The 20,620-nt window shown below is 35.7% G+C and carries 24 protein-coding genes and 1 pseudogene; 7 read left to right on the plus strand and 18 right to left on the minus strand.

What is annotated here, in order from left to right:
* Positions 1 to 8 precede the first annotated feature (8 nt).
* The 6 genes from ACYFX0_RS10860 to ACYFX0_RS10885 form a co-directional block, all read right to left on the minus strand.
* Positions 9 to 353, minus strand: a complete 345-nt coding sequence (locus ACYFX0_RS10860; RefSeq protein WP_001100204.1) for a DUF6176 family protein — start codon at positions 351 to 353, stop codon at positions 9 to 11.
* A 2-nt stretch (positions 354 to 355) separates the two neighbouring features.
* A complete protein-coding gene (locus ACYFX0_RS10865; protein ID WP_000736717.1) occupies positions 356 to 1,144 on the minus strand; it encodes a GNAT family N-acetyltransferase in 789 nt (262 codons plus the stop codon).
* The gene (locus tag ACYFX0_RS10870) at positions 1,141 to 1,473 is read right to left on the minus strand and encodes a cupin domain-containing protein (RefSeq protein ID WP_000450934.1); all 333 of its coding nucleotides are present in this window, start codon (positions 1,471 to 1,473) and stop codon (positions 1,141 to 1,143) included. The genes ACYFX0_RS10865 and ACYFX0_RS10870 overlap by 4 nt, the downstream gene beginning before the upstream one ends.
* A gap of 44 nt (positions 1,474 to 1,517) precedes the next feature.
* Complete coding sequence (locus ACYFX0_RS10875) at positions 1,518 to 1,919, minus strand: hypothetical protein (RefSeq protein WP_017763649.1); 402 nt, start codon at positions 1,917 to 1,919, stop codon at positions 1,518 to 1,520.
* 141 nt (positions 1,920 to 2,060) lie between these two features.
* Positions 2,061 to 3,194 carry an alanine dehydrogenase gene (gene ald, locus ACYFX0_RS10880; RefSeq protein WP_001219401.1) on the minus strand — a complete coding sequence of 378 codons (1,134 nt, stop codon included), beginning with the start codon at positions 3,192 to 3,194 and terminating at the stop codon, positions 2,061 to 2,063.
* Between the two features lie 214 nt (positions 3,195 to 3,408).
* Positions 3,409 to 4,200, minus strand: coding sequence for an SDR family oxidoreductase (locus tag ACYFX0_RS10885; protein ID WP_003280286.1), 792 nt, complete (start codon positions 4,198 to 4,200; stop codon positions 3,409 to 3,411).
* Positions 4,201 to 4,347: 147 nt separating this feature from the next.
* On the opposite strand from ACYFX0_RS10885, the gene ACYFX0_RS10890 reads away from it, so the two are divergent.
* On the plus strand, positions 4,348 to 4,806 hold the full coding sequence (locus ACYFX0_RS10890) for a universal stress protein (RefSeq protein ID WP_001066672.1): 459 nt from the start codon (positions 4,348 to 4,350) through the stop codon (positions 4,804 to 4,806).
* Between the two features lie 41 nt (positions 4,807 to 4,847).
* Here ACYFX0_RS10890 and ACYFX0_RS10895 read toward each other — a convergent pair whose 3' ends face one another.
* Positions 4,848 to 5,546, minus strand: a complete 699-nt coding sequence (locus ACYFX0_RS10895) for a hypothetical protein (protein ID WP_074790337.1) — start codon at positions 5,544 to 5,546, stop codon at positions 4,848 to 4,850.
* Between the two features lie 243 nt (positions 5,547 to 5,789).
* Here ACYFX0_RS10895 and ACYFX0_RS10900 point away from each other — a divergent pair, with 243 nt between their 5' ends.
* Complete coding sequence (locus ACYFX0_RS10900; protein ID WP_000999985.1) at positions 5,790 to 5,969, plus strand: hypothetical protein; 180 nt, start codon at positions 5,790 to 5,792, stop codon at positions 5,967 to 5,969.
* Positions 5,970 to 6,041: 72 nt separating this feature from the next.
* On the opposite strand, the gene argH is transcribed toward ACYFX0_RS10900, so the two are convergent.
* The gene (gene argH / locus ACYFX0_RS10905) at positions 6,042 to 7,430 is read right to left on the minus strand and encodes an argininosuccinate lyase (RefSeq protein ID WP_460270455.1); all 1,389 of its coding nucleotides are present in this window, start codon (positions 7,428 to 7,430) and stop codon (positions 6,042 to 6,044) included.
* A complete protein-coding gene (locus ACYFX0_RS10910) occupies positions 7,427 to 8,632 on the minus strand; it encodes an argininosuccinate synthase (protein ID WP_000412339.1) in 1,206 nt (401 codons plus the stop codon). Before ACYFX0_RS10910 ends, argH begins: the two co-directional genes overlap by 4 nt.
* A gap of 166 nt (positions 8,633 to 8,798) precedes the next feature.
* Between ACYFX0_RS10910 and ACYFX0_RS10915 the strand changes: the two genes are divergently transcribed.
* Complete coding sequence (locus ACYFX0_RS10915; protein WP_000417222.1) at positions 8,799 to 9,116, plus strand: hypothetical protein; 318 nt, start codon at positions 8,799 to 8,801, stop codon at positions 9,114 to 9,116.
* Positions 9,117 to 9,144: 28 nt separating this feature from the next.
* Here the strand turns inward: ACYFX0_RS10915 and ACYFX0_RS10920 are convergent, their stop codons facing one another.
* The gene (locus tag ACYFX0_RS10920; RefSeq protein ID WP_000910278.1) at positions 9,145 to 9,339 is read right to left on the minus strand and encodes a hypothetical protein; all 195 of its coding nucleotides are present in this window, start codon (positions 9,337 to 9,339) and stop codon (positions 9,145 to 9,147) included.
* An 854-nt stretch (positions 9,340 to 10,193) separates the two neighbouring features.
* Here ACYFX0_RS10920 and ACYFX0_RS10925 point away from each other — a divergent pair.
* Positions 10,194 to 10,856, plus strand: coding sequence for a YitT family protein (locus ACYFX0_RS10925; protein WP_016077220.1), 663 nt, complete (start codon positions 10,194 to 10,196; stop codon positions 10,854 to 10,856).
* A 31-nt stretch (positions 10,857 to 10,887) separates the two neighbouring features.
* Here the strand turns inward: ACYFX0_RS10925 and ACYFX0_RS10930 are convergent, their stop codons facing one another.
* Entirely contained in the window at positions 10,888 to 11,721 is an 834-nt protein-coding gene (locus ACYFX0_RS10930; RefSeq protein ID WP_001256853.1) for an EcsC family protein, read from the minus strand.
* 137 nt (positions 11,722 to 11,858) lie between these two features.
* On the opposite strand from ACYFX0_RS10930, the pseudogene ACYFX0_RS10935 reads away from it, so the two are divergent.
* Both ACYFX0_RS10935 and ACYFX0_RS10940 read left to right on the plus strand, forming a co-directional pair.
* Positions 11,859 to 12,494: pseudogene (locus tag ACYFX0_RS10935) on the plus strand (DUF1796 family putative cysteine peptidase).
* A gap of 71 nt (positions 12,495 to 12,565) precedes the next feature.
* Positions 12,566 to 13,000 carry an NUDIX hydrolase gene (locus ACYFX0_RS10940; RefSeq protein WP_016077219.1) on the plus strand — a complete coding sequence of 145 codons (435 nt, stop codon included), beginning with the start codon at positions 12,566 to 12,568 and terminating at the stop codon, positions 12,998 to 13,000.
* A 23-nt stretch (positions 13,001 to 13,023) separates the two neighbouring features.
* Here the strand turns inward: ACYFX0_RS10940 and ackA are convergent, their stop codons facing one another.
* The 5 genes from ackA to ACYFX0_RS10965 form a co-directional block, all read right to left on the minus strand.
* Positions 13,024 to 14,217, minus strand: coding sequence for an acetate kinase (gene ackA, locus ACYFX0_RS10945; protein ID WP_000034583.1), 1,194 nt, complete (start codon positions 14,215 to 14,217; stop codon positions 13,024 to 13,026).
* A gap of 299 nt (positions 14,218 to 14,516) precedes the next feature.
* A complete protein-coding gene (locus ACYFX0_RS10950; RefSeq protein ID WP_000084365.1) occupies positions 14,517 to 15,503 on the minus strand; it encodes a class I SAM-dependent methyltransferase in 987 nt (328 codons plus the stop codon).
* 151 nt (positions 15,504 to 15,654) lie between these two features.
* Positions 15,655 to 16,155 carry a thiol peroxidase gene (tpx, locus tag ACYFX0_RS10955; protein ID WP_000024531.1) on the minus strand — a complete coding sequence of 167 codons (501 nt, stop codon included), beginning with the start codon at positions 16,153 to 16,155 and terminating at the stop codon, positions 15,655 to 15,657.
* 134 nt (positions 16,156 to 16,289) lie between these two features.
* Positions 16,290 to 16,685, minus strand: coding sequence for a GerW family sporulation protein (gene ytfJ / locus ACYFX0_RS10960; protein WP_000350007.1), 396 nt, complete (start codon positions 16,683 to 16,685; stop codon positions 16,290 to 16,292).
* 12 nt (positions 16,686 to 16,697) lie between these two features.
* Positions 16,698 to 17,336: a DUF2953 domain-containing protein gene (locus ACYFX0_RS10965; RefSeq protein ID WP_000620652.1), complete on the minus strand. Its 639-nt coding sequence runs from the start codon at positions 17,334 to 17,336 to the stop codon at positions 16,698 to 16,700.
* 205 nt (positions 17,337 to 17,541) lie between these two features.
* Here ACYFX0_RS10965 and ACYFX0_RS10970 point away from each other — a divergent pair, with 205 nt between their 5' ends.
* The gene (locus tag ACYFX0_RS10970) at positions 17,542 to 18,345 is read left to right on the plus strand and encodes an NAD kinase (RefSeq protein WP_000785183.1); all 804 of its coding nucleotides are present in this window, start codon (positions 17,542 to 17,544) and stop codon (positions 18,343 to 18,345) included.
* 117 nt (positions 18,346 to 18,462) lie between these two features.
* Here ACYFX0_RS10970 and ACYFX0_RS10975 read toward each other — a convergent pair whose 3' ends face one another.
* Together ACYFX0_RS10975 and ACYFX0_RS10980 are read right to left on the minus strand one after the other, a co-directional pair.
* The gene (locus ACYFX0_RS10975; RefSeq protein ID WP_001207088.1) at positions 18,463 to 20,031 is read right to left on the minus strand and encodes an amidohydrolase; all 1,569 of its coding nucleotides are present in this window, start codon (positions 20,029 to 20,031) and stop codon (positions 18,463 to 18,465) included.
* Positions 20,032 to 20,100: 69 nt separating this feature from the next.
* A complete protein-coding gene (locus tag ACYFX0_RS10980) occupies positions 20,101 to 20,532 on the minus strand; it encodes a VOC family protein (RefSeq protein WP_000600368.1) in 432 nt (143 codons plus the stop codon).
* Between the last annotated feature and the right edge of the window lie 88 nt (positions 20,533 to 20,620).

The raw sequence follows: 20,620 nt of genomic DNA on the forward strand, positions 1-20,620 counted from the left end.
ACAATCTATTATTTCATCGCTTCCTTCACAACATCTTGAATCATAACAACTTCTGTTTTCATATCAATAGACGGTGCTTCTTCATCGATACATTCATACCAAAATGCTAAGTGCTTTTTATCAATTTCATGATGCGAATTTTCGACAAAAATACCACCTTCTCCTTGCACAGAATACCAATATAAGTACTCTTCTCCATCTCTTATTTCCCGGAAAATTGTCTCAACGTACATTTTTTCGTCGTTTAATGTCAAAAGCACTTCTTTCAAATTGTCATTAAGAAGCTGCATCCATTCATCTACTCGATGACTCTTACCAGGCTTAACTTTAAATCTTGTTAATTCTACATTCATTTTTATTCCCCCGTTTTCTTACGTACAAACAAACTATATTCTATTGGATGATAAAAACTTAATTTACTAGCTAATTTTCGCGAAGGAATATTGTCTACATAACAATCCCAGCTCGGTATAATGTCATTTTGCATGCAATGTTCAATGAACCTTGTCGCAACAGCTTGAGCTAATCCTTTCCCTTGATGCGCTTCATGTGTTGCAATATCTATTTCAGCAAAACCATTCCCGTTAAATATTGAGACACATTCAGCTACAATTATCCCATCTTGTTCTATACAAAATCCAAAACCACTGTTCAAAAACGTTTCTTTTGATCCCCAATACTCTTTGTAGTACTCCTCTTTAAATTCACTGCTGCGCTCTATATCTCTTCTATCAATACGCTTCACTTCATATGTATTTTTGTTAAAATCTCGTTGACTCTCTTCAAAGGTTACGCTTTGAAATTTCATTCGCGGGATGTTCCGAAGTACATTACTAAAACGCTCTTCTATCATCATTTCCCACTCTTCACTCGAAGTGAACAGTGTAAATCTCTTCTCTGTTTTTTCAATAGCCGTTTTTAAATATGAAAATAACTCTTCGTTATAATTTTGATCATCCGTATCACCAAATAAATAATAGATACCATTAGCTGTAATAATTAATCCTGCTGTTAATTGCCCGTTTATAAAAACCTCACCATCTATCATTTGATCACATACCGCATAAGCAAACGTCGTCGTTCTTGTATTACCTTCTAAAACCGGAAGAACTTTTCTATAATCGGCTACAGATAATTTTTTCATAATTGCTCCACTTTAATCGTATCAGCCTCTATATGTTCAAAACAAAGATTTACCGTTCTCTTTAATGCTCTTGTTCTATGAATCGTACATGCTGGAATTAAAATAGAATTATTTGGCTTTAAAACCGCTGTTTCTCCATCTTCAAAATCAATAAGTAATTCTCCCTCTAGCACAATAAATAATTCATCCGAATTAGAATGATAGTGCCAATCATATTCACCAGTAAATACAGCGATTCGTAAACAATGACTGTTTATATTTGAAACGACGAAGTTTTTATGTTGATCTTGAATGTCTTTTGTTAATTCTATTAAGTTCACAGTTTCCATATTTCATCCCATCCTTTCGTTAGTCGTTCTTCTGAAAAATTAACTTAATCTCCACCATCACTTGAGCTACTACAATCACTGCTACTGTAGTGACCGAATCCACTTGATGAGCTTGAAGCGTATGAAGATTTTTTGCTTCTTTTTCTATCTTTTTTACTTTCATGACTAGGCCATACTGTAGCAAAGAGTATAACGAATAAGGCTAATTCTATTACAACAAGTATAAATTCTAGAATGCTCTCAATAATATTGGGAGTTATCCCAAAACTGTAAAACACTCCAAATGAATACATACACAAAATTACATACAGAGCCATACAAATATACCGGAATGTTTTTTCTATCATAATGACTACTTTTTGTGAAAAAGGTATGTTCTGTTCCTGTTTTTTCTTTATGTACTTTTGTCTTTTAGCTTGCTTTTGCTTCCTTTTTTTACTCCCCATTGAATCCCCTCTTTTATTATATAATTCTAAATTATCATAATAAAAATCGATTTACACCAATAAATAACAATTATTCACATGTTATTTCCCCATATAAAAAAGACCCTCCTTATGAAAAGGAAGGTCTCAAATGTATTTCTATTATGATAAAGCAGGAGCTTTTTCAAGTAACTCTTTCGCATCAGCGTATTGTAAGCCGTGAGCTTCTGCAACTGCTTCGAATGTTACATATCCATCTAATGTGTTAATACCTTTTAATAATGCAGAGTTGCCTAGGCAAGCATCTTTATAGCCTTTGTTAGCAATTTGTACTGCATATGGTACTGTTACGTTTGTTAATGCAAGAGTTGACGTACGTGGAACCGCACCTGGCATATTAGCAACTGCATAATGAACAACGCCATGTTTTTCGTAAGTTGGGTTGTCATGAGTTGTAATACGATCAGTTGTTTCGAAAATACCACCTTGGTCAATCGCAATATCTACAACGACAGAACCTGGTTCCATTGATTGAATCATTTCTTCAGTTACAAGTTTTGGCGCTTTTGCACCTGGAATTAATACTGCTCCAATAACAAGGTCAGATTCTTTAACAGCTTCTGCAATGTTGTATGGATTAGACATTAATGTTTTTACTTGGTTACCGAAAATATCATCTAATTGACGAAGACGTTCTGCACTTAAGTCAATGATTGTTACATCTGCACCTAAACCTACTGCAATCTTAGCTGCATTTGTACCAGCTTGACCACCGCCGATGATTGTTACTTTGCCGCGTTTTACCCCTGGAACGCCTGCAAGTAAAATACCTTTACCGCCTTTGTTTTTCTCAAGGAATTGTGCACCGATTTGTGCAGACATACGACCAGCTACTTCACTCATAGGTGCAAGTAATGGTAAAGAACGATTGTCTAATTGTACTGTTTCGTATGCAATTGATGCAACTTTGTTATCGATTAATGCTTTCGTTAATTCTGGTTCTGGAGCTAAGTGTAAGTATGTGAATAAAATTAAACCTTCACGGAAATAGCCGTATTCACTTGCTACTGGCTCTTTTACCTTCATAACCATATCTTGATTCCATGCTTCTTCAGCAGTTTCTACAAGTTTCGCACCAGCTTGTACGTATTCTTCATCCGTAAAACCAGATCCTAAACCTGCTCCTTTTTGAACAAAAACTTCATGACCATTTTGTACTAAATGTACTGCTCCCGCTGGCGTCATTGCCACACGGTTTTCATTGTTTTTAATTTCTGTTGGAATACCGATACGCATGATTAGTTCCCCCTTGAGTTATGAAATGACCCCTGAATCATTTTTTAAAGCGCTTTCTACGCTCTTATATTTTAACATAATATCTCAATATTTGACAAAAAAATAATACAAGTTTTCCGATAGATTTAATTTTATATTAAAAGACAGTATTATCCGCACCTCTCAGCACAATGGATAAACTGTCCAATTATTTGAAACTTCATCTTATTTTATTCTATCGATGTCTATGAATAACATCCACTGCACCAGTCACTTCAATAATTGTACCGGTAATCATATCGGAATCGTCCTCACATAAAAACGAAATGGTTCTTGCAATATCTTCACCTGTTCCAGATCTACCAATCGGTGTGTTATGCTCTTTTAGCTGACGTGCTTCTTGAATAGTTGCCTCTTTCATATCGCCAATAATATCACCAGGACATACCATGTTCGCAGTAATACCATACTCCGCTTCTTCATAAGCAACTGTTTTCGTTAATGAAACAAGTCCTACTTTGGCCGCTGCAAAAGCTGAACGATAAATCCATCCCGGTGCACTATCCGCCCCTTGAAATCCGTAATTAATAATACGGCCAAAGCTCTGTTTTCTCATGACCGGAACGACAAGTTTTAATAAATGAAATACCGCTGTTAAATTTCCCTGAATCATTTCATTCCATTCATCTTCTTCATAATCAACTAACTTTTTTCGTTCAAATACATATGGACCAGCATTATTAATTAAGAAATCAATTTTGCCAAAACGGCTTATCGCTTCTTCTACTATTTTATGTAAATCTTCCTTTTTCGTGACATCCGCTTGCACGAATTGTAGACGCTCTTCCATATTTTTATATGTTTCTTTCAACTTTTCCATAGCCGTGATATCGCTATGATACGTTACTGTTACTGAATATCCTTTAGCCAATAACTTTTCTGTTACTTGCTTTCCTAAACCTTTCGTACCGGCTGTAATGAGCGCGTGTCTCACAAACATGCCTCCTTTTAAATTGCTATACTTCATATGTAACAAGTTCTCGCTCCAATTACAACTAAAATGAATTGAAACAGAGTTTTCAAAATTCTGTAACGTTTCTGGCAAGCACGTTACCAAAATTTGTTTTATAATTAAGTTGTAAACAGTTATAAAACAGATTGGGAGGAATTTACTATGAATAATACATATACAAATATTTTAATCGCGGTGGATGGTTCTAAAGAAGCAGAAAAAGCCTTTAAAAAAGCAATTCAAGTCGCAAAGCGCAACAATGCAACATTAACAATCGCTCATATCGTTGATGTAAAAGCGTACTCAGCAGTAGAGGCTTATAGCCGTGCAATTGCTGAACGTGCAAATCTATTTGCAGAAGACTTATTAGAAGACTACAAAAAAACTGCGCTTGAAGCTGGTCTTGAAAAAATTGAAACTGTATTAGAATTTGGTAACCCTAAATCTAAAATTTCAAAAGAAATCGCTCCAAACCATAAAGTAGATTTAATTATGTGTGGTGCGACTGGTTTAAATGCTGTTGAACGCTTCCTAATCGGTAGCGTCTCTGAACATATTATTCGCTATGCGAAATGCGATGTCCTTGTTGTTCGTGGTGATGAGGAGCAAGGTGATCTTTAATTTATAGATAAAACACCAAGTCCACATGGGCTTGGTGTTTTTCATTTCACATATTTCACTATAAATACAAGACAAGCCACAATAACAACAGTAATTGCTAATACATAGGGAGGAAGAAACTTCAAAGACCATAATGCCATCATAATCGTCGCAACCGTTAAGTATGCTTGCTTTGCATCTTCTGTCATTTTTTTACGAAGTAAGAAGACGGACAAATAGCCAATTGGCGGCGTAATGAAACAAAGAACATATATGATTTTTGATTTTAAATACCATTTTTGTTCTCCAAGTTTCTTTATATCCCCTTCTATTCTCTTATGCTCTTGTTCTTTCGCTTCTTCTACAAGCGGATTTTCCTCTTCTCCTCGCTTTTCTTTCATATAAGGAAGAAAGTGCATAAAAAAATAGTATGCGAATACGAACGCTCCAAATCCAATATTTAATCTTTCTAATGGAATATGCTCACTAAAAAAAGCAGCAGTAAGCACTAAAGACAAACAGTACGTCATCATCCAAAATGAACGTTTTCTCTTTTTCCGTTCCATTTCTTTTTTATCTTGTACATGTTTTCTTTTCGAAAGCCATATTGAAATACAGCAATCTACTAGAAATAGAGAAAAAATAAATATCGCAACATGTACTGTTTCTACATTTCCAAATGAAAATACGTTTGGGAATGCAACATACAATACAATTAGCGTGTACAAAATTAGCCCTATAAAATAAAGTGAAACTTTAATCAGTGGGGGGTTTTGTTCATCCCCCACTGATTATTAGTTGAACCAATCGGGCTTTTACGGGCAGTTGATCCCCACCTAACTTCTTTGCTCTCGCTAAATTTTGAGGTGGGGGTCTTACTGCCCGTTAATGCGGGATAAATACGTCTCATTTTCCATTCCTTTCTTATTTCCTAACTTTAGGTTAACATACATTTTTTAGAAATAGACGGACAAAATATATATGTTAAAAAAGGAGGATGCTATATGAATGATTCTGAACGTATTATTTTAGATGTGAACGGGAAAGAGCTCGAAATGTTAGATACACTCCGTACACATTTTAAAGAAAAACATGGTGTGGAACTAAGTAATGGTGCATTACTTAGAGATTTGATGGATATTGAGTATATTCGAATTACGGAAGATCGACATAAGTATGATTAACTTTAAGTTATAAAAATCACAAAAAAGGTACGCTTCTCTCTACTAAGATTCGCGTACCTTCTGCCCTATAAATCAACTTCCAACAAACTCTCCAACTAATCCTTTCGCCTTCTCCAAAGCTTTTTCAATTTGCTCAAACCCTGTCCCGCCAGCACTGTTACGACGCTTTACAGCTGCATATGGTGAAAGAACTTCATACAAATCTTCTTCAAATAATGAGCTCATTTCTTTATATGTTGCAAGTGGTACATCTACTAAGTAAATTCCTTTTTGTGTGCAGTGTAGCACTAGCTTCCCGACAATTTCATGAGCTTGACGGAATGGTAGTCCTTTACTTGCTAAATAGTCGGCAATTTCTGTTGCGTTTGAGAAATCTTGCGTTACAGCTTGCCCCATCTTTTCTTTGTTGACAGTCATCGTTTCTAGCATGCCTGCCATAATATGAAGGCATCCTTCTACTGTTTTTACTGTATCAAACATTCCTTCTTTATCTTCTTGTAAGTCTTTATTGTAAGCGAGCGGTAATCCTTTCATGACTGTAAGTAAACTAAATAAATTACCGTACACTCTGCCTGTTTTACCACGAATTAATTCCGCCATATCCGGATTTTTCTTTTGTGGCATAATGCTGCTTCCCGTTGCGTATTGATCGCTCATTTCAATAAATTGAAACTCTTGGCTACTCCATAAAATAAGTTCTTCGCAAAAGCGTGATAAGTGCAACATGAGCATAGATGAGTTACTTAGGAACTCCAGTATGAAATCACGATCGCTTACTGCATCTAAACTATTTTCATAGATTCCATTAAATCCAAGAAGCTCCGCACTATATTCTCGGTCAATCGGGAATGTTGTCCCAGCTAATGCTCCTGCTCCTAATGGTGAAATGTTAATGCGCTTTAATGAATCTTCATAACGATTCACATCACGCTCTAACATCCAAAAGTAAGCGAGAATATGATGAGCAAATGAAATTGGCTGCGCACGCTGCAAATGCGTATAACCAGGCATAATGGTTTCAATATTATTTTCTGCTTGATGAACAAGAACAGTTTGCAATTGTTTTGTAGCTTTTATAATATGTTCTACTTTTTCTTTCAAATATAAATGCATATCAGTCGCTACTTGATCATTACGGCTTCGTCCTGTATGAAGTTTCCCTCCTACTTCACCGATTTGTTCAATTAACATTTTTTCAATGTTTAAATGAATATCTTCCGCTTCGACCGAAAAATGCAATTTATTTTGCTTCGCTTCTTCTAATAAATATTGAAGACCTACCTCGATTTTCTCGGCTTCTTCTTTCGTAACGATGCCTTGCTTTGCTAGCATCGTTACGTGTGCAATACTTCCCTTTATATCTTGATTTACTAATTGTTGATCGAAGGAGATGGATGCTCCAAACTCTTCAACCCACGCTTCCGCTTCTTCCGTAAAACGTCCGCCCCAAAGTTTGCTCACGCTTCCACCTTCTTTTGATTCACTTGGCTGTATACTTTCGTCGGTAAACCAAATAATGAAATAAATCCAACTGCTGCATCATGATTAAATTCATCTTGAGCAGTATATGTTGCTAATTTTTCATCGTATAAAGAGTATTCAGATTTACGTCCTTCTACAATCGCATGACCTTTAAATAATTTTACACGCACTGTACCTGTTACATTCTTTTGCGTTTCTTGTAAAAATGCATGAAGCGCTTGTTTTAAAGGAGAGAACCATAAACCGTTATAAATAAGTTCTGTTATTTTCTGTTCAATCACTGGTTTAAAATGTGCTACTTCTTTTACGTGTGTTAAATCTTCCAACTCTTTATGTGCAGTGATTAACGTCATTGCTGCTGGGCATTCGTATACTTCACGAGATTTAATACCGACAAGACGATTTTCTACGTGATCGATACGTCCAACGCCATGTTTTCCAGCAAGTGCATTTAACGTTTTAATTAATTCTGCAAGTGAATATGCAGTACCATTCAAAGTCGTCGGTACACCTGCTTCAAATCCGATTTCTACAAACTCTGGTTTATTCGGTGTATCTTCTAATGCTAATGTCATCTCATATGCCTCTTCTGGTGGTGCTGCCCATGGATCTTCTAAAATTCCACATTCGTTGCTGCGTCCCCATAAGTTTTGATCGATTGAAAACGGGCTATCTAAATGAATCGGAATTGGTACATCGTTTTCTTTTGCATATGCAATTTCTTCTTCACGTGACCACTTCCATTCACGTACAGGCGCAATCACTTCTAAGTAAGGATTTAATGCTTGGATAGAAACTTCAAAACGAACTTGGTCATTTCCCTTTCCTGTACATCCATGTGCAACTGCAGTTGCACCTTCTTGTTCTGCGATTTCTACTAATTTCTTCGCAATAAGCGGACGAGATAATGCAGAGACAAGAGGGTATTTCCCTTCGTATAATGTGTGTGCTTGCATCGCCATCAATGCATATTCATTCGCAAATTCTTCTTGGACATCCACCATATATGATTTAATTGCACCAACTGAAAGTGCCTTTTCTTTCACAAACCCTAAGTCTTTTCCTTCCCCTAAATCTAAACAAAGTGCGATAACATCATAATTCTTCTCTTGTAACCATTTAATTGCAACGGAAGTATCAAGACCTCCGGAATATGCTAATACAACTTTTTTCTTCTCCATTTTGCATCCCCCTAAAGAATAAATATTCATTTTCTTTTATAATAATTCAAACTTTAACACCTTTTACAAAATGTATCAAGAGTCATTTTCAAATTTTTTCAAACAATTTCGTCGAACTTCTTTCTGTTTTTCTGTACAATATAAGCAGGAAAACGGGGGTGAACTTATGGAAAAGTATTTCTTATACGATAATCATCTAGGAATTGAAATTCCGCATTTACAAGAAGATTGGGAAGATATCCCCGAAAAAATGCAGCATGCTATTTTACTAAAATGGGAACAAATTCGCGGGAAAATTCCTGATCGTATAAAAGAACTTGAGCACTATATTAATACAAAACAACATCATTTAAATAACGAAGAAGACTTCGAAGTTTCTTGTAAACTAAATTCAGAAATTGCCGATCTTGCTTCCATCATTAATGACCTTTGGCTTTGGTATCGACTCACTCAAAATGTATCTGAGGGGAAAGCACACCAATGAAAAAAGCATGCCCCTCAATTACTTTGGGTCATGCTTTTTTGTCGTAACATGATTTACAATATATCTCTTGTGCTGTTTTCGCCAAACACACATCAAATGGACCAACTAATATACTTCTTTCTTTCGGCAACTTTACAAAAGCAACAAGTTCTTCTTCATATTGAATTTTTTTCTGACATGAAACGCATATTAATTCTTTTCTTTTGAACATGTCTTTTAGCATATCTTCACTCTCCCCTTCATCTATCTATATTAATATACTCTCATAATAGTTAAGAGTTGTAAAAAAATGACACATTTCGAATCGAATGATTCATATACTATGTACAAAAGGAGGTCTAAAGCTTATGCGTGCTTTCGTTATTATCGCTTTAACTTTTTTAAGTGTAATTAGTTGGGATGCATTTTTTAAAGATAAAAGTGATGAAAAGAACACAACGGAATAAAACCCTTTTTTTCTTACTTATTGGACAAACCGTTACAAACTGTCCAATCCTCTGAAATAACTTAGGCTTTGCTACAAAAATATTTAAACATAACATTTTTTGTAGATTCCCTCCGTTTATTGTCGGTTTCCATCCGCATACATTTTTTAAAAGTATGATATAATAGTATAAATCTTGAAGGAAGGGATTTTGATATCATGATCGCTCGAAGGAGCATGTGGCATCGTATTGACGAATCATACACGTAGCGTATTTTTCAGCTCAGATACTTTAGTCTAGCGAAAAAAATACGAGAGTGGGGAAATTATGATTGCCCGAAGGATAATTTGGCAAAAAAAAGACTCTTCTTACACATAGCGTTTTGTTTAGGACTTAATTGTTACTAACTAAACAAAACAAAGAAGAGCAGGATTGCTAAATGACGAATCCTACTCCACGTTTTGTTTAGTCGTTTTAAGACTTAAACTAAAACGAAGGTAGGGAGAATTGATGGACGAGAGGATTATTCGTTATTTCTTCAGCGACATATAGCGTAGTTAGTTTTTTCGTAAACTAACTGAAAGCTACATGTGAGCTCGTAGTTAGTTTACAACACAAAAAGGACTACTAACTACGGAAAGAAGGAATAACGATGAGGAACATCCAAAGTCGGCAAATTATTAAAGAAATTTTTATGGTTTTAATCGGTTCATTTATTTTAGCAGCAGCGCTATATCACATTCACTTCCAAAACCACTTAACAGAAGGTGGCTTTGTCGGAATTGCACTATTCATTCAAAACTTTTATGATATTTCACCATCTATTTCAACTGTATTAATGGATATCCCAATTATTTTACTGTGTGCTTCATTTTTGGGTAGAAAAATGGTTGGCTATTCATTCTTAGGTTCTATTTCATTCGGATTATTTTATTCCTTAATGGAAAATTATTCTCCATTTACGGTAGATTTATCAAATAATTTATTTATAGCTGCAATAGTTGGCGGTGCGTTAGCTGGTATTGGACTCGGTTTTATATTGCGATTTGGCGGTGCAACCGGTGGAGACGATATTTTAACAATTGTATTAAGTAAACGAACTCGTTTTACAATTGGGCAAATTTTCTTCGTCTTTGACGCGATTGTTCTTGCGCTTTCATTATATTATTTAAGTTGGACAGAAATTGCTTTTACTATTCTTTCGATTGCCGTACAGGCAAAAACATTGGATTTAATTTATTATCCAAAAACAGAAAAAACAGCAGAAAAGCAGCCAGTATCTGTTCCAATGTCCAAAAAACATGCAACAAATTAAAAAAGCGAAAGGCTTCGGCCTCTCGCTTTTTTTATGCTCTTTTTTCTTTCTCCACTATATGGCGCACTTGATAAAATCTATTTGCAAATTCAGTAACGTTTCTTGTTAAACGATAATTCACTGTAGATCCAATTGCCATTCCAATTACCGGTATACCTTGGAATAATTTACGACGAAGAGCATAAATCGAAAATGTCTTCAAAATTTGTTTTAACACAACCTCAGTAGAAGCTGTTTGCAACACTGCTTCGTCTCCTTCGTAGAAGAACGAATCTTCTTGTTCCAGCTCTTGCAATAAATTGTACCATGCGTATTGCTGAAGTCTTCCTGGTAGTAATGACGCATGAAACACCTTTAACGCAAGCATCATTTCATACGGCTTGTTCACATCATGTCCAAATGATGTGGCAATAAGTTGGACTGCCTTCACATTTAACGCGATCATAACCGGAAAATCCGCCGTTAATAATAATAAACCTCCAGCACCTGTTGCCCCGCCTTGTACAAATGAATATAGACGATGACGTGCTGTTTGCTGCTCTGCTATGTATGTTAATTGATCAATAGATAATGCTTTCAAATCTTCAAGCTGTTCAATCGATTCATCAAATAATCTTGATGTTCCTAAAATCCGATTACGTGCATCTAACTGTGCTTGTGAACTTTGAATAAATGCATGCAAATGAAAGAGCCATCCATCTGCTTTCGTGAAGAATTCTTTTCGCTTTTTCTCAGGTAATTTCGCAACTGTAGTATGTAACCATTTATCAAACACTTTTTGAAAATCGGTCGCTTCTTGCTCAACTAATTGCGCTTCCCATTCTTTTATATTGTCTAAAATGGCTTGTTCTCGCTTCGATCGCATCGTAACAACCACCTCGTTCGATTTTTTTCTATTGTAACATATTTCTGCTTATTCTTTACAAATATGCTTGTATATCTCTTTTCACATACCCTTTATAAGCGACATAAAATAATAGCAAAAAGGATGAGATGCTTCACATGAATCTATCCAATCTAAAACAAAATTATAACGCAGAATTCAGCTTAGGAAAAAACTGCTGGCCTACTTGGGCATTATATCAATTAGAATTATCACCATTTTTTGGTGTTATTGATTTTATGCTAAGTCCTTCATTAGCGAAAGTAAATTTATTATTCCAAAATCGATTTGACCGCTTTTTAAATTAAGAAAATTTATCCTTCATCTCATTTTGGGATGATGATGCAAAATTAAGATGAAGGGACAACCTTTATGAAATTGACTCCTGTCATGACTTTAAAACAGATGTAAACACACCAACTACTTGGCCTTCTTATACAGAAATTAAGTTAAACTACGAACATCGAACTAATCGTTTTCTAACTACAATTGAAACGGCAGAATCCATATTATTTATTCGAACTGGAGGAACATACGAAGAAGCATGTTCCCTAGAACAAATTTCATCTCAAATAATTACACATACATTCTCTGTCCTGTTACTAATTCCTGCCGATATACCAACTATCACTCAAGAAGATTGGGGATTACAACATACTTGCGTTATGAAATGCCCGATTATGGATGTATACCAATACAATGAAGCATTTTGGAAAGACTTATTTGATGGAATTACAGTTAGACCGCACACTTAAATACAGAATACTTTTATCACACCATACATTATAATCTTCCTTATACAAAACAAATAAGGAGTGATTCTATTATGTATCCACGTGCAAAAGCTTTCGGTCTTGCTGTACATCAAGATCGCCTTCTCGTACAAGAATATTATACAGAAGGCGAAACATATTATCGTCCTCTTGGCGGTTCCATTGAACTTGGTGAAAAATCAGCACATACTGTTATTCGGGAGTTTAAAGAAGAGCTTCATACGGAGATAGAAATCACCAATTATTTAGGTTGCTTAGAAAATGTCTTTCATCTAGATGGGGGCATTGGTCATGAAATCATTCAACTATATTCTTTGCGTTTATTAGACACCTCACTATATGAAATGGAAATATTAAATATACAAGATGAGCAAGCAGTAACGTATGCGAAATGGATTCCTATTAAGGCATTCATTCAGAAAGAAAAAGTATTATATCCGGATGGAATTTTAAAATACATCCAAAAGAAAAAAGACGAAATCCTATAGGATCTCGTCTTTCTTTTTATATATTAACCAATATCTCCAAGACGTAGTACGTCACGAGCAATCATAACTTCTTCGTCAGTTGGAATTACGATAATTTTTACTGGAGAGTGTGGGAAGCTGATGAATGCTTCTTCACCGAATACGTTATTACGTTTTACATCGAAGTATACGCCCATGTACTCAAGGCCTTCTAATACGCGCTCACGAATAATCGCACTGTTTTCACCTACACCAGCTGTAAAGATGATTGCGTCTACACCTTTCATACGAGCTGTGTAAGAACCGATGTATTTGTGGATACGGCTTACGAATACATCAAGTGCTACTTTCGCACGGTGGTCGCCTTCTTCTTCTTTCGCAATGATGTCACGTAGGTCACTAGAGTAACCAGTAAGACCTAACATACCACTCTTCTTGTTTAATACGTTAACTACTTCTTCTACTGTTTGGCCTGTTTTTTCCATGATGTATGGAATTAACGCAGGGTCAAGGTTACCAGAACGTGTACCCATTGTTACACCAGCAAGTGGAGTGAAGCCCATAGAAGTATCGATAGATTTACCGCCTTCTACTGCTGCGATACTTGCACCGTTACCTAAGTGACAAGAAAGTAAGCTTAAGCTTTCAATTGGACGACCTAATAATTCAGCCGCACGCTCAGTTACATATTTATGAGAAGTTCCGTGGAAACCGTATTTACGGATGCCGAATTTTTCATAGTACTCATATGGTAAGCTGTATAGGAATGCAGATTCCGGCATTGTTTGGTGGAATGCTGTATCGAATACTGCTACTGCTGGTACGTTTGGTAATACTTCTCGGAATGCTTTAATACCAACAACGTTTGCTGGGTTATGAAGTGGTGCTAAATCGCTTAATTCTTCGATATCAGCTAATACTTCATCAGTAATTAAAACAGAGTCAGCAAATTTTTCGCCGCCGTGAACAACACGGTGACCGATACCGCCAATCTCATCTAGAGATTTAACGATTCCGTTTTCAGTTAATTTTTTAAGAAGCATATTAACTGCTACTGCGTGATCTGGGATGTTTGTAATTTCTTTTTGTTTTTCGCCATCTACAGTAATAGTGAAGATACTATCTTCTAAACCGATACGTTCTACTAAACCTTTTGTTAATACTGTTTCACTTGGCATTTCAAATAATTGGAATTTTAAGGAAGAGCTTCCTGCGTTAATCGCGATGATTTTTGACATCTAGTCTTTCGCCCCTTTTTCTCTTGGTAGTTGTGTGGATGTTTCCACAAACCGCTCGATTTTATCTAATCAAATTTACTAAATATGAAAACGTTTCATCATTAGCAAATTTTATACTCACGATTTTAATTTAAACATCGTCCGACATATATTTCAAGTGAAAAAATTGTAACACCAAGAAAAAATATATATTACAGATTTCAAAAAAATTCAGTTAAATCTAGTATATATTTAAAAATATGACATATTATATAAAACTGTACTACATGAATCACTAACTCTGTTACATATACCCAGCTTTATTTATGTGTTGCAAACCAAGTATTTAATTGATCCATAATGTTCTCCATCGCCTTCATGTTAGAGAATTTAGGCAACTCCACTAATAACGCCTGTTTTGGCATTGTTACATTAGAGCCTTTCTTTTGGAGAACAAATATACTTTTTGCATTTTTCTCGTTTTTAAACATGGAAACAGGTAGCTGTAATAACCCTTGAATAAAGCATGTTTCTTTAATAAATGCATGTAATTTTGGTGCCTGGTCACTTTCAAAAATGAAGTTTGGTACTAAGAAGAATAAGTACCCGCCCTCTTTCGTATGTTTCACACTTTGTTCAATAAATAAGTGATGAGCATACGACATTCCTTCATCTGCTTTTAATTTATATTCACTGGCACCGATTTCGTTTGGATAGTAACCAATCGGTAAGTCTGAAACGACTGCATCAACTGGATCGATATAAAGTGGTGCTAGTCCATCTTGATGGAAGAATTCGATTGCATGCTTCTGTAAATTTGCATTTACTAAAGCAAGTTTAATTAGCACTTCATCCACTTCCACACCAAATCCACTCATTGTTAGTCCTTCTTTGGCGCTATTAAACACTGTAGTCATTAAATTTCCTGTTCCAATTGCAGGATCTAAAACTGTAATTTCGTTTTGACCTTGCATAAATTTATGGAATAAGTAACTCATGAACATCCCAACTGCATCAGGCGTCATTTCATGATTCGCTTGTACGCCTTCTTTCATTCCTTTTAAGATGGCTAACTGAAATGCTTTACGAATTTCTTCACCTTTATATGTTTCTTCATTAAACGTACTATATTCACGATTCAGCCTTTCAATTGCCGATTCGGATAATTCCTCTTGTAAAATCGCTCCCTCAAACAAGTTATCACCTGTTTCTACAAGCGCCTCTAAATATGTCACATCTAATTCTTTACGTAAAACTACCGCAGAAGAATCAAAAATAGAAAATAATGTTTCCACTGTCTGACTCACGTACATTCCTCCTTCTCTCTTTTACACATAACTTATATCATACCACAAAGTGATTTTTTCCAAAAAGAAAAAGCGACCTCCTGTAAAGAGCTCCCTCTCAAGTTATATATGAGAAAAAACGACCTCTTTATAAGAGGTCATTTCCTTCACATTACTTTGCAGATTTAGCTGCTTCTAATGCTGCTTCATAGTTTGGATGGCTTGTACCTTCGCCTACGTATTCTACGTAAACTACTTTGTCATTGCTATCTACTACGAATACTGCACGAGCAAGTAAACGGAGTTCTTTCATTACTAAGCCGTAAGCTTCACCGAATGAAAGGTCACGGTGGTCAGAAAGTGTTACAACATTTTCTAAACCGTTTGCTGCACACCAGCGTTTTTGAGCGAATGGTAAATCAGCGCTAATTGTTAATACTCTCGCGTTTTCAATACCTGCTGCATCTTGGTTAAAACGACGTGTTTGTGCATCACACACACCTGTGTCGATTGAAGGTACAACACTAATTAATTTTACTTCGCCTTTGTATGTTTCTAAACTTACTGGAGATAAGTCGTTTGCTAATACTTGGAAGTTTGGCGCTTGATCGCCAACTTTAACTTCTGTTCCAACTAAAGTCATTGGATTACCTTTAAAAGTTACGTTTGCCACTTGAAAATCCTCCCTTATTTAAACAAAATATGTACAATGTAAATGATAGTTTGTCCCTATCGATAATGCAAATAAAATCGCTTTATTTACAAAAAAATAAAAGAAGCTAACCTATTGATTAGCTTCTTTATTCGTTAAATTTGAAATTCAGGATCATCTTCTTTTCGTTTATCCATCATTTCTTTCACTTTATCAACAGCTTGTGGCGCTAATTCAATTATTTTATCGATGACGTGTGTTTGTTTATCTAAGTGCAATACTTTCACACCATCTCCGTTTATAACAAGAAAGGCAACAGGATTAATAGAAACTCCTCCACCACTTCCCCCGCCAAATGGATGACGGCCTGAATGTTCTACTCTACCAAATTCACTTCCACCAGCAGCAAATCCGAAACTTACTTTCGAAACAGTAAGAATTACACTTCCATCTGCCGCTTTAATTGGGTCACCAACAATTGTATTTACATCAGTCATTTGTTTTAAATGCTGCATTGCTGTTGTCATTAAACCTTGAATTGGATGGTCCATTCTATATCCCCCCTATGCTTGAACAGATTTTTCTGTCATACCAGATTTTTGCTGCCTCATAAATATGAGCAATTTCATCGCTGTTTTTATAGTGCGGAATATACGAAAAGATGCTGTTAACTCGCATCTTGATGCAAATCCCTTCCCTTGAAAAACAGGAGTAATTTCAAATTCTGGTACATCGACAATATGCATATATTGTCCGACAACTCCAGCAGCCATACCTTTTGTCCCCCATGCATATCCAGTGACAATTCCAGTACTAGCTGCGTCGCCTGCTCCAATTTGCGTATGCCATTTCCAACCATTGATTTTCACTCGTTTGAGAAAATCTTTAACGATAGTATGAACTTTTTGAAGCCTTTTTATCAGTTCCCCAATACTGTCAAGTTGCGCCATAATTTTATTATCTAGTCCGCCGTCCTCTTCAGCTTTTTCGATTTTCTGTCCTGTCTTTTTCTGCTGTTTTTCAATTCTTTCCAACACATCAAATGTATATCGAATCATCCATATTTTCACTTGAAATAAACATTGCTTTTCCATTTCTGAATATAAAAATGTCACCTTAAGCGATATTTTCGACAATAGTATAAGCAAAATAAAAAGGAGAAGAATTATTATTCCAATTACGAGCCACTTCATACGTATCATCCTTTCACTCCATACCCATTATCGACAAGTTTATTCATCGTTAAACAGAGTTTTATAAGATTGAATATAAAAATTTTTCTAAAAATAAAAAGGTATTTTGACAATTTATATCGAAATATATTATTTGAACATATCATCAGGGAACGGACTCTAATGATATGCAGCACGAAAAACAGAAAATTTAACTGCAGTGGAGGGATACATAATGGCAGATCGTCGCAATTTATTTTTCTTTTATGGTGATGACAAAGCAACGCTCGTTGAAAAAATGAAACCAATCTATCGTATTTTAGAAGAGAATGGATTTACCATATTAGATCATCCAAAAAATGCAAACGCTATCGTCAGTGTTGGAGATGATGCAACCTTCTTACAAGCCGTTCGTAAAACTGGTTTTAGAGAAGATTGCTTATACGCAGGGATTTCTACGAAAGATGAAACTTCGTTCTACTGCGATTTTCACATTGATCACATTGATACAGCCCTTCAAGAAATTACAAAAAATGAAATTGAAGTGCGCAAATATCCAACAATTCAGGTAGATGTAGATCATGGTACATCTTTCTATTGTTTAAATGAGTTCTCATTACGTTCTAGCATTATTAAAACATTCGTTGTAGATGTTCACGTTGATGATTTATACTTCGAAACATTTAGAGGGGACGGTTTAGTAGTTTCTACCCCAACAGGAAGTACAGCTTACAATAAATCATTGCATGGTGCAGTTGTTGACCCACTTATTCCATGTTTCCAAGTAAGCGAACTAGCATCTTTAAACAACAACACTTACCGTACGCTCGGTTCACCGTTCATTTTAAATCACGAACGTACATTAACTTTAAAACTAAGACCAGACGGTAACGATTATCCTGTTATCGGCATGGATAACGAAGCGCTTAGCATTAAACAAGTGGAAAAAGCTGTTGTACGCTTAAGCGATAAACAAATTAAAACAGTTAAATTAAAAAACAACTCTTTCTGGGAAAAAGTACAAAGAACGTTTTTATAGAATTAAAATAACCGCAGAATTATGGAATTCCATAATTCTGCGGTTGTTTATTTCTCTAACTATTAGTTGCTATTTTTGTCGGTAAGTCGATATATTTCAATAATCGCTCATATATTTTTACATACCTTTTCTATAGACAACTTGGCCATCTATTACGGTCATTTCTGCTTGTACTTCTTTCATTTCTTCTGCCTCAATTTCAAAAATATTACGGTCTAATATCGTAAAGTCTGCTTCATATCCTTTTATAATTTGCCCTCGCTTCGCTTCTTTTCCGATTGCATAGGCACTTCCTGTTGTAAATAGAGAAACAGCCTCATATACCGTTAATCTTTCCTCAGGCATATAGCATACATCGTCAATAAAACTTCTACGTGTAACAGCGCTATATATGCCTAAAAATGGATTCACTTGTTCAATTGGTGCGTCAGACCCACCGTTGCAGCGTAATCCTGCTTCCAGTAACGTCTTCCAAGCGTATGCATAACGAAGACGACGCTCGCCTAGTTTTTCAATGACTGACGGGAAATCTGAGGAAAGAAAGACCGGCTGTATATCGATAATAGCCGACAAGTTTTTCATTCTTTCAATCAACTCTTCACGAGCAAGCTGACAATGAATAATACGGTCACGTAACCCTTTTGCTGGTGGATATAATTCGAGTGCATTAATGACATATTCAAGCGATAAGTCACCGATAGTATGAATCGCAACTGGCATATGTAAGTCTCGTGCTTTCTTCACTAATTCTGCAAGTTCTTCACGTGAGAAAATTGCAACCCCATTCGTTTCCTTCGCATCTTCATACGGTTCACTTAATAATGCTGTTCTTCCGCCAAAAGAACCGTCAGAAAAAATTTTCATTGCCCCAAATTCAATATAATGTTCATTTTCATATTCTTTTCGTTCTTGTGCTACTTCATGATGAACGAGCAAATGTGCTTTAAATGGCATTTCTTTTATAACGTGAGAAAACGCATTATGCGTTTTTCTAAAGCCACCATAGTAATTTAAATCTTCCGTATGCCCGCCAACAAGTCCATATTGCCAACAATCTTTAATCGCTGTTTGCAGAGCTCTTTGTAAATAAGCTTCATCAATTTCTGGCTGAACGTGTTTAATTAATTCTTGCCCTTGTTCATATAAAAGTCCTGTTAACTTATTTGATGAATCCCTGCCAATTTTCCCGCCTTTTGGATTTTGCGTCGCTTCTGTTATGTTCGCTTCTTGCAATATGTATGAATTCACCCATGTAACGTGACGACAAACTCGCTTTAATAAAATGGGATGTTCTTTCGAAATTTCATCTAAATCACGCGCATGAACATCTTTCGTATCTGTAAAGTTATTTTCATTCCACCCTTCTCCAATAACCCAAGATCCCTTTGGTGCTTCTTCCACTCGCTTCTGAACAAGAGTAAGCACTTCACCATAAGATGTACAATTTGATAAATCTAGACGGAGTAATCTCTCCCCATGCCCAATAAGATGCATATGGCTATCAACGAGACCCGGAATCATTGTTTTTCCTTTTAGGTCCTGCAACTTAACGTTTGAATATCTACTTTCTAATTCTTCCTTACTCCCAGCATCAACGATTATGCCATTTTCAACATAAATAGCTTCTACTTTTTCATTCTTTTCTCGCATTGTGTAAATGGTGCCGCCATACCAAATTTCTCTCATATATCCCATCTCCTTTATTTTATTGTATAAAAAAAAGCACCATTTCAAAACATGGTGCTTTTCTAAAAATTACTTTTGTTCAGTAGTAGACGTTGTAACTTGCCATTCAATATTAAATTTATCTTTTACTTGTCCGTATGCTGGGCTCCAGAATGTTTCTTGAAGTGGCATGATAACCTCTCCACCTTCTTGTAACTTATCGAATACTTCTTTTGCTTTTTCTGCATTACTAATTTGAATTGCGATTGTTACTTGAGATCCGATTGCATGCCCTTGACCTGGGAATGTATCAGAAATCATAAGATCCGTATTACCAACTTTTAAAGTAGCGTGTAAAACGCGCTCTTTCGCTTCAGCTGGAATCGGGTATTCTGGATTTTCAGGCATGTCACCAAAAGTTTGCATGACTTCTACTTTTGCATCTAAAACCTCTTTATAAAACTGTACAGCTTCTTGCCCACTACCATCTAAAACTAAGTACGGATTAATACCTAAAATCATACGGACACCTCTTTTTAAGTTTATAAAATCGAACTTGTGTTCGTTTTTATATTATCATTGTTTTGCATTTCATTCAACTATTTACTTC

The organism is Bacillus sp. NEAU-Y102 (genome assembly GCF_054788175.1).

Coding starts and splice junctions, on each gene's coding strand:
- ACYFX0_RS10865 (WP_000736717.1), bottom strand. CDS start 1,144: ATGAAAAAATTATCTGTAGCCGATTATAGAAAAGTTCTTCCGGTTTTA.
- ACYFX0_RS10965 (WP_000620652.1), bottom strand. CDS start 17,336: ATGATACGTATGAAGTGGCTCGTAATTGGAATAATAATTCTTCTCCTT.
- ACYFX0_RS10930 (WP_001256853.1), bottom strand. CDS start 11,721: ATGCGATCGAAGCGAGAACAAGCCATTTTAGACAATATAAAAGAATGG.
- ackA (WP_000034583.1), bottom strand. CDS start 14,217: ATGTCAAAAATCATCGCGATTAACGCAGGAAGCTCTTCCTTAAAATTC.
- ACYFX0_RS10920 (WP_000910278.1), bottom strand. CDS start 9,339: ATGCTAAAAGACATGTTCAAAAGAAAAGAATTAATATGCGTTTCATGT.
- ACYFX0_RS10900 (WP_000999985.1), top strand. CDS start 5,790: ATGAATGATTCTGAACGTATTATTTTAGATGTGAACGGGAAAGAGCTC.
- ACYFX0_RS10925 (WP_016077220.1), top strand. CDS start 10,194: ATGAGGAACATCCAAAGTCGGCAAATTATTAAAGAAATTTTTATGGTT.
- ACYFX0_RS10875 (WP_017763649.1), bottom strand. CDS start 1,919: ATGGGGAGTAAAAAAAGGAAGCAAAAGCAAGCTAAAAGACAAAAGTAC.
- ACYFX0_RS10970 (WP_000785183.1), top strand. CDS start 17,542: ATGGCAGATCGTCGCAATTTATTTTTCTTTTATGGTGATGACAAAGCA.
- ACYFX0_RS10940 (WP_016077219.1), top strand. CDS start 12,566: ATGTATCCACGTGCAAAAGCTTTCGGTCTTGCTGTACATCAAGATCGC.
- ACYFX0_RS10860 (WP_001100204.1), bottom strand. CDS start 353: ATGAATGTAGAATTAACAAGATTTAAAGTTAAGCCTGGTAAGAGTCAT.
- ACYFX0_RS10980 (WP_000600368.1), bottom strand. CDS start 20,532: ATGATTTTAGGTATTAATCCGTACTTAGTTTTAGATGGTAGTGGGCAA.
- ytfJ (WP_000350007.1), bottom strand. CDS start 16,685: ATGGACCATCCAATTCAAGGTTTAATGACAACAGCAATGCAGCATTTA.
- ACYFX0_RS10915 (WP_000417222.1), top strand. CDS start 8,799: ATGGAAAAGTATTTCTTATACGATAATCATCTAGGAATTGAAATTCCG.
- ACYFX0_RS10910 (WP_000412339.1), bottom strand. CDS start 8,632: ATGGAGAAGAAAAAAGTTGTATTAGCATATTCCGGAGGTCTTGATACT.
- ACYFX0_RS10870 (WP_000450934.1), bottom strand. CDS start 1,473: ATGGAAACTGTGAACTTAATAGAATTAACAAAAGACATTCAAGATCAA.
- ACYFX0_RS10975 (WP_001207088.1), bottom strand. CDS start 20,031: ATGAGAGAAATTTGGTATGGCGGCACCATTTACACAATGCGAGAAAAG.
- ald (WP_001219401.1), bottom strand. CDS start 3,194: ATGCGTATCGGTATTCCAACAGAAATTAAAAACAATGAAAACCGTGTG.
- ACYFX0_RS10890 (WP_001066672.1), top strand. CDS start 4,348: ATGAATAATACATATACAAATATTTTAATCGCGGTGGATGGTTCTAAA.
- ACYFX0_RS10885 (WP_003280286.1), bottom strand. CDS start 4,200: ATGAAGTATAGCAATTTAAAAGGAGGCATGTTTGTGAGACACGCGCTC.